The sequence below is a fragment of the Psychrobacter sp. Ps7 genome (genome assembly GCF_022129225.1).
Taxonomy (GTDB): domain Bacteria; phylum Pseudomonadota; class Gammaproteobacteria; order Pseudomonadales; family Moraxellaceae; genus Psychrobacter; species Psychrobacter immobilis_A.
This window is the reverse complement of sequence record NZ_JADQAH010000040.1, coordinates 24,070-30,670: the sequence shown is the minus strand read 5'-3', so window position 1 is coordinate 30,670 and position 6,601 is coordinate 24,070. Positions and strand designations below refer to the sequence as shown.

Below are 6,601 nucleotides of genomic sequence, written 5' to 3'. Positions count from 1 at the left end.
GCTGCGTAATCAAAATCTCCCAAGTTTAGTTATACGGATTTGACAGCAGGGGTCACTAACCGTATGAGCACGGATATGGTGATGGCAGCGTTAAATCAAGCGGTAGTGGATAGAAATAATCCTAAGAATGTAGTTCATCATAGTGATCAAGGGGTTCTGAACCACCCTCACAATACTGGGGTGGTTAAATAGAAAATAATAAATATAAAGACACTATACGTCGATCCCATGGTGACGAAAAATATAATTAATGCAACGCTCTACCGATTTTATATCAGGCGATAAGTTAATTATGGAATACTAACTCCATAGCTTTCATAGATCCTAAACAAGATTAATTACAAATTATATTTTGTCTTTTACGAATCTTTAAAACCTCTTTAATGCTGCTATCTATATCTGGAATATTGAGCATGTGATCGTGCATTGGCTGACTTACATGGCAGCAAACACAAAGAGCCATTAAGTTTGAATCGTCATTTTCATTTTTTTGACCGTTTATATGGTGCGTATGTATTAAAGGTTTACTATGTATTAAATTAACACCACATTGCTCACAAACCCATTTTTGGGATTTCTTATATATGTGGCTGATATTATTCCAGTCATTACTATACTGATTAAAAGATGAGCTCTTGTCAGAAAACCCTTTCTTATCTATTAAAGACATTGGATACTTGGAAAAGAAATTCCTAATCTGGAAATAGCTAACACATTCATCCTTCTTTTCAGAGTTCCAGCCTTGGGAATAGCCATCCCAACGTAAAATCTCTAGACAATTTTTGCAAACACTTAGAGCATGATCTTCTTTTTTAACGGAATTACCACTAATAAAGTTTAAATGAAAACTATTCTCCGTATTTTTTGAGACAACATATCTTCTTTTTCTACCATCTTTAATCATTTGCTGTAGCGTCTTACAGTTCGCAACATGAAACTTAGGTAGCTTTACTTCATTGTTATACTGATTAACGTCACGTATGTATACGATTATCCTTTCACCATTATAAGTTAACGTATAGTCATCTAAAGGGACAATATCTGATATATTCTCAACTTCAATCCCGATTGTTTCAAGTTTAACTCGATTCCTTTCAGCCTGACTATTTCCAAAACTTCCATAGGTATTTTTATCTATACCCATGCGACTTTTCAAAGCGATGAAAGAGCTACTTTTAAAAAAATTGGGTAATTTGATAGTTATCATCATTGTTGCTGACCTAAATCACCAATAATATTATTTATATACTCATCAGCATTGGTTCTAACTCTAAACTCAACCCTTTGCGAGCCTTGCTGGTTTTCTGTTCCATCAATATTATGTATTAGTTTGGAAGAAGATAGTCCATTAGCTGTTAACAGATCTTTGCTCCATGCCTGAGGAGGTGTGTTTTTCTCAGAAAGAACATGCCTTAACACACTTAAAGTACGAGCTTGAGATAGTTGCATATTTGAAAAATAGGCTTCATTTTCCGATGCTCCTACTCGCCACTTACTTGAAGTGTGCCCTTCAATACGTATCTCTTCAATGCTATATTTATATTTTTCTTGATTAAGTAAATCGATATATCTAGGGAAAAAATCACTTAAAATACTTTGGAATTGAGGTTTTATAACGGATTGTCCAGTATCAAATAATACGTCTGGAGATTTAAACCTGACAACTAGGTTAGCATCATCGCACTCTGCGTCCCATTTCTCTAAATCACCCGCAAATTCTTCGCACAGCTCTTTACCCAATTCATTTTTTGATGTTGAGTAATCAGATACAGCACTGTTAACTTTAAGCATATACAAAACAGCGATAAGCATGAACATCATCATAAGGCCTGTCATTAAGTCCGCTAATGGTATCCAATGCCCATCTGAATTTTTTGCCATAATTAACGCCCACTATCTTGTGTAATTCTAGATATTCTAGCAAGAGCATCCGAAAGTTGATTATAATCGTTAGCAAATTTTTCTGTCATTGCAGATAACTGACCCCCTAGTGTATTCAAAGACTCAAGCAAAGCTCGTTCAATCCCTTCAGTTAAAGCATTTGTTTGGCTCTTAGTGTCATTTGATAGTTCAGAGACAGTACTGTTGAAATCTTTTGCTGAGCTTTGCATGGTAGTTGCTATACCTGAAACGTAGTGATTGAACCCTGTTGTTGAAGTCTGCATCGTGTTTGCTATACCTAATACTTGATTATTGAAATCTTTTGCTGAACCTTCCATAGTCTCTGCTATGCCTAATACTTTGTTATTGAAACCTGTGGCTGAGTTTTGCATGGTATTTGCTATACCTAAGATTTGGTTATTAATTTCCGGCAAATCATTTGACGCCTGGCTAACTAGCTTTGATAAACTTTCTAACTGATTGTGAATAGCTTGTCGTTGGGTATCTAAGTTACCTAAAGTAACTTCTAGGTGTTCGGCAATATCTTTAAAAACTTCTGAGTTACCTATAAATTTTTCTGAATTTCTAGTTATAGCCTCTGAATCTTCAACTATTGAAGTAAACTGACTAATAAATTTCTGAACAGTATTTGTAATAGTTGTTAGTGAGCTTGTAGAAGTATCAATATAATCCTTATACTGATCTTGCCATATCAAAAGCTTTGATACCGCATCATTTAAGTGTCTAAAGTTTTCTCCAAATTGCTCACTTATCTTCTCATTAAAGTCTTTAATAACCTCTTGTAAAGCCTTAATTAACTCCTCTGACGATGACTTCGAAATTTTATCAAGTGCCTCGTTTTGAGCCTTTGTAAGCTCTTTGAGATTGTTATTATTTTCAAGTCTTAGTTCTTTTATTTCTTTTAAGGACTCTTCATTATTTATAAGATCTTTGTTTTTAGAATCTGTAAGATCTCTCAGGTTTCGGGTGCTTTCAAATCTTAATTCTTTTATTTCTTCCAATAACCCTAGACCAACTTCAAGATCTCTTTTTTTAGATTCTGTGAGCTCTTTCATACTTTTATCATTTTCAATTCTTAAAGCTGTCAGCTCTTTTAATAACTCTCGATTAACATCAGACTCATCGATATATTCAGTTGCTTCAAGCAATCTTCTGAAGTTAAAAGTTAAAGCACCACCAACACCGAATACCGAAGCCCAAAACGCGGTTTTCATGCTATCAAGTAATGCCGGCACGCTATCTTGAATATTAACAGAGTCAAATCTAAGTAACCCTAGAGCGATTGCAAAAAATGTCGCAAAAATACCTAAAGTTGTTAAAATCGTGGGAGCTTGTTCCGATATTTTTTGGTTATATCTAACATGGAATATTACTGTCAGAATTAAAATAATACCGATAAACAATAAAGTTTCAGTGCTCAAGTTACCCAAACCCATTGAAATATTCCTACTTAGTTGTGAAAAATAAAATGTATTCAAAACATTACTGAACAATAAGTTTCTAGGGCGTGTCCTCAATTCATCTTACAATGGATGATGGTGCACGCTAGGTAAAGCATAGACTTGAAATTACGCGCCAACTTCTCGTAGCGAGTAGCGATGCTACGAAAATGCTTGAGCCTTGCAAACATATTTTCAACAAGATGACGCAGCTTGTACAAATAGCTATCAAACTCTGGATTAGGCTGTTTGGCATTCTTCGTTTTAGGAACGACGGGGATCATATTATGGCTTCGAGCTTTGTCTCTGATAGACTCTGAGTCATAGCCTTTATCAGCAATAAAGTAATCAGCTTGTCCAATCATTTCAATCAATTCACCTACAATTTGACTGTCATGGACTTCATCCCCAGTGATTTTAAAATCGAGCGGATATCCACCGGCATCACAGGATAGGTGTATCTTTGTAGTTGCGCCGCCACGACTTTGTCCAATTGCTCGATCTTCACCACGCCGAGCTCCACTTGCATGCTGGTGACACCGTATATAACTTCCGTCGATGAATACCCATTCCGTATCAACTTCTTTTCGTAGGCTAAAAAAAATTTCTCCCACAAACCAGTCTTTGACCAGCGATTAAAACGGTTATAAGCGGTTTTCCATGGGCATAATTCTTTGGGTATGTCACGCCATGGTGCGCCTGTACGCAGCTTCCAAAGAATGGCTTCCATCACTTCGCGATTCTTCTCTTTTTCATAGCAACCATGGTTCTTCATAGTCACTTGTAGCTGTTCCCAGAGATTATCGGTCAATGCTTGTCTGGCCATCCTTCTTATATACCTCTTATTTTATAAAGTGTATGCTTTATTTTAGAAGATATATACTTGTTTGCCAATTAGGGACACGCCCTAAAGCTTTCATGTGGCAAGCCTAGCATACATAAATGAAGTCCTAGAACTATCTATTCCATAGATATATTTTCTGTATTGTGCAAACTCATTTTGAATGATTAATACGGTAATTGGTAAACTCTTTGAAACTAGGCTTCAATACCATCAGCCTTCTATATGATGTAATTCGCGTTTAAACTCTTTATGCATTGCTCTTGGCTTCGTACCGATGCAGGAATAGTTTGCTCGACATGCTTTTTATGCCATGATCGCAGGGTCTCAGGCATACAACCAATCTTTGACGCCATGGCTTGAATGGCTGACTGACCATGTGGTGGGATAGTCGTTTTCTGCTTATATCAAAATGCGAACGGCGCGTTCTTTAATCTCAGGAGTATAAGTCTGTCTTTTCATTGTCGTATTGTCTCAGAATATTGAGTCTCTAACAATTCCGGGGTGGTTCATTGACGATTGAGCGGTTATATTCTACCTGACTTCTCTATAAATAACTAAACTGTCGTTGGTACTACTTAGGATACTTTGTAATCTAGCCACAATTTTAGTCAAAAACATATAAAGTATGAAATATTGAAAAGTAGTAAATCACTTATCAATTTTTTGCTAACTGAAATGTAAAGAGTGCTTATTAGAGCTTAAATAGTCAGAAAAAATTAGATACTTGTAGTAAGACTTAAATAAATTAGTCTCCGACAATCCCGGAGCGGCTCAGTCTTGTGGTTGGGAGGATTACCGACACGCCCTAGTATAAGGTATAAAATTATTTATTTTCTGCTAATATATGGCTTTCGATTTTACAACCACTGGTAATCAATAATGCCTTCATTTGTATCACCCACTATATTGTCTTTATTAATACCTATCTGTCTACTATCAATGGCTAGTACGACATATGCAGTTAATACAGAGACCTCAAATATTGATGAACAGTCAGTTGATAATCAGAAGCTTAAAGCTTGCTTGAACAACTTGGTTCAAACGGCTCCCTTTGCAAGTGTTAAAGACGTTTTTGTACAGTATCGTCCTACTGAGATAGATCCTAGTGTATTAGAATCATTAAACTATCAGCCAGAGTTCGATAAGGAGCCATGGGATTATCTAGCAAGCTTAGTCGATGAAGAAAGGGTTATTGATGGTATTAATGCTAATGAAAAACACACTAACGTATTAGCAAAAATAGAATCTCACTACGGTGTCAATCGTTATGATGTGCTGGGTGTGTGGGGAGTTGAGTCAGACTTTGGGACTAAATTAGGCAAAAAGGATGTGGTTAATTCCCTAGCAACCTTATCTTGCTTTGGACGCCGTCAAAGTTACTTCCGCGGGGAATATGTGAGTGCTTTAAAAATATTAAAGCAAGGTGATATTGCTAAATCTGATTTTAAAGGATCATGGGCAGGTGCTTTTGGACAAACCCAGTTTATGCCTTCTACCTTTTTGCAATTAGCTCAAGATTTTGATGGCGATAATCGTAAAGATCTAGTGAACAGTCAGGCAGATGCATTAGCCTCAACCGCTAACTTTCTAAAAAATAGTGGCTATCAAAGTAATCAACCATGGGGTTATGAAGTACGCCTGCCTTCAGGTGTGGCGGCTTTAAATGACCGTAAAAATAAAAAACTATTATCCCATTGGCAAGGATTAGGCGTTACTCTAGCAGATGGCAGCCCATTACCAAATACGTTATCTTCAGTAGGCTTGTTTTTACCCGCAGGCAAAAAAGGTCCTGCTTTCTTAGTAGGGCGTAATTTTGACGCCTTTTATGCTTATAACGCCTCAGAAAACTATGCTTTAGCCATTGCTCATTTATCGCAGCGTATTGCACAAAAAAATACTAATGTTAATTTTGTGACTGCATGGCCGACAGATGATGCTGGTTTAAGCCGAAAAGAATCTCGCGAGGTGCAAGAATCTCTCAACCTACTCGGTTATAACGTAGGTGACGTTGATGGTATTATTGGCGACGGTACACGTCGAGTCATCCAACAGTATCAAGCCGATATCGGTATTAAAACAGATGGTAAAGCTGGTAAAAAAATTCATCAACGTCTTATAATTAGTTCCGCTGATTTAAAAAAAGCAGCTAGTACAAATCTGAACATAGATGCGGACGCTAAAAACACAATAGCCGATCCATCTTTAAGCTTAGAGCAAGAAAAAATTAAGACACAGTCTAAGTATAGCCTTTCTAATTTTACAAGGTATAAGACCTTTGCTGCGGTCTTTATCGGTTTATTAGCGTTAATTATGGCTGCTGCCCTAGTTTTAATAACCAGAAAACGATAACGGATAGAAAAATCAACTGATACAAGGGCAGAATTAATATTAACGTTATTAGACAAGCTTGATGACT

General features: G+C 36.6%; 6 protein-coding genes. 2 read left to right on the top strand and 4 right to left on the bottom strand.

What is annotated here, in order from left to right:
* Positions 1 to 63 precede the first annotated feature (63 nt).
* Complete coding sequence (locus I3257_RS14180) at positions 64 to 192, top strand: hypothetical protein (RefSeq protein WP_269135369.1); 129 nt, start codon at positions 64 to 66, stop codon at positions 190 to 192.
* A gap of 142 nt (positions 193 to 334) precedes the next feature.
* Here the strand turns inward: I3257_RS14180 and I3257_RS11925 are convergent, their stop codons facing one another.
* The 4 genes from I3257_RS11925 to I3257_RS11910 form a co-directional block, all read right to left on the bottom strand.
* A complete protein-coding gene (locus tag I3257_RS11925; protein ID WP_238049879.1) occupies positions 335 to 1,210 on the bottom strand; it encodes a hypothetical protein in 876 nt (291 codons plus the stop codon).
* On the bottom strand, positions 1,207 to 1,881 hold the full coding sequence (locus tag I3257_RS11920) for an OmpA family protein (protein ID WP_238049878.1): 675 nt from the start codon (positions 1,879 to 1,881) through the stop codon (positions 1,207 to 1,209). Before I3257_RS11920 ends, I3257_RS11925 begins: the two co-directional genes overlap by 4 nt.
* 2 nt (positions 1,882 to 1,883) lie before the next feature.
* On the bottom strand, positions 1,884 to 3,338 hold the full coding sequence (locus tag I3257_RS11915) for a hypothetical protein (RefSeq protein WP_238049877.1): 1,455 nt from the start codon (positions 3,336 to 3,338) through the stop codon (positions 1,884 to 1,886).
* A gap of 77 nt (positions 3,339 to 3,415) precedes the next feature.
* A protein-coding gene (locus I3257_RS11910) for an IS5 family transposase (RefSeq protein WP_238049876.1) occupies positions 3,416 to 4,167 on the bottom strand; the annotation gives its coding sequence in 2 pieces (ribosomal slippage) (positions 3,416 to 3,960 and positions 3,960 to 4,167; 753 coding nt in all).
* Positions 4,168 to 5,064: 897 nt separating this feature from the next.
* Here I3257_RS11910 and I3257_RS11905 point away from each other — a divergent pair.
* On the top strand, positions 5,065 to 6,534 hold the full coding sequence (locus I3257_RS11905; protein ID WP_238049875.1) for a lytic murein transglycosylase: 1,470 nt from the start codon (positions 5,065 to 5,067) through the stop codon (positions 6,532 to 6,534).
* The last annotated feature ends 67 nt before the right edge of the window (positions 6,535 to 6,601 follow it).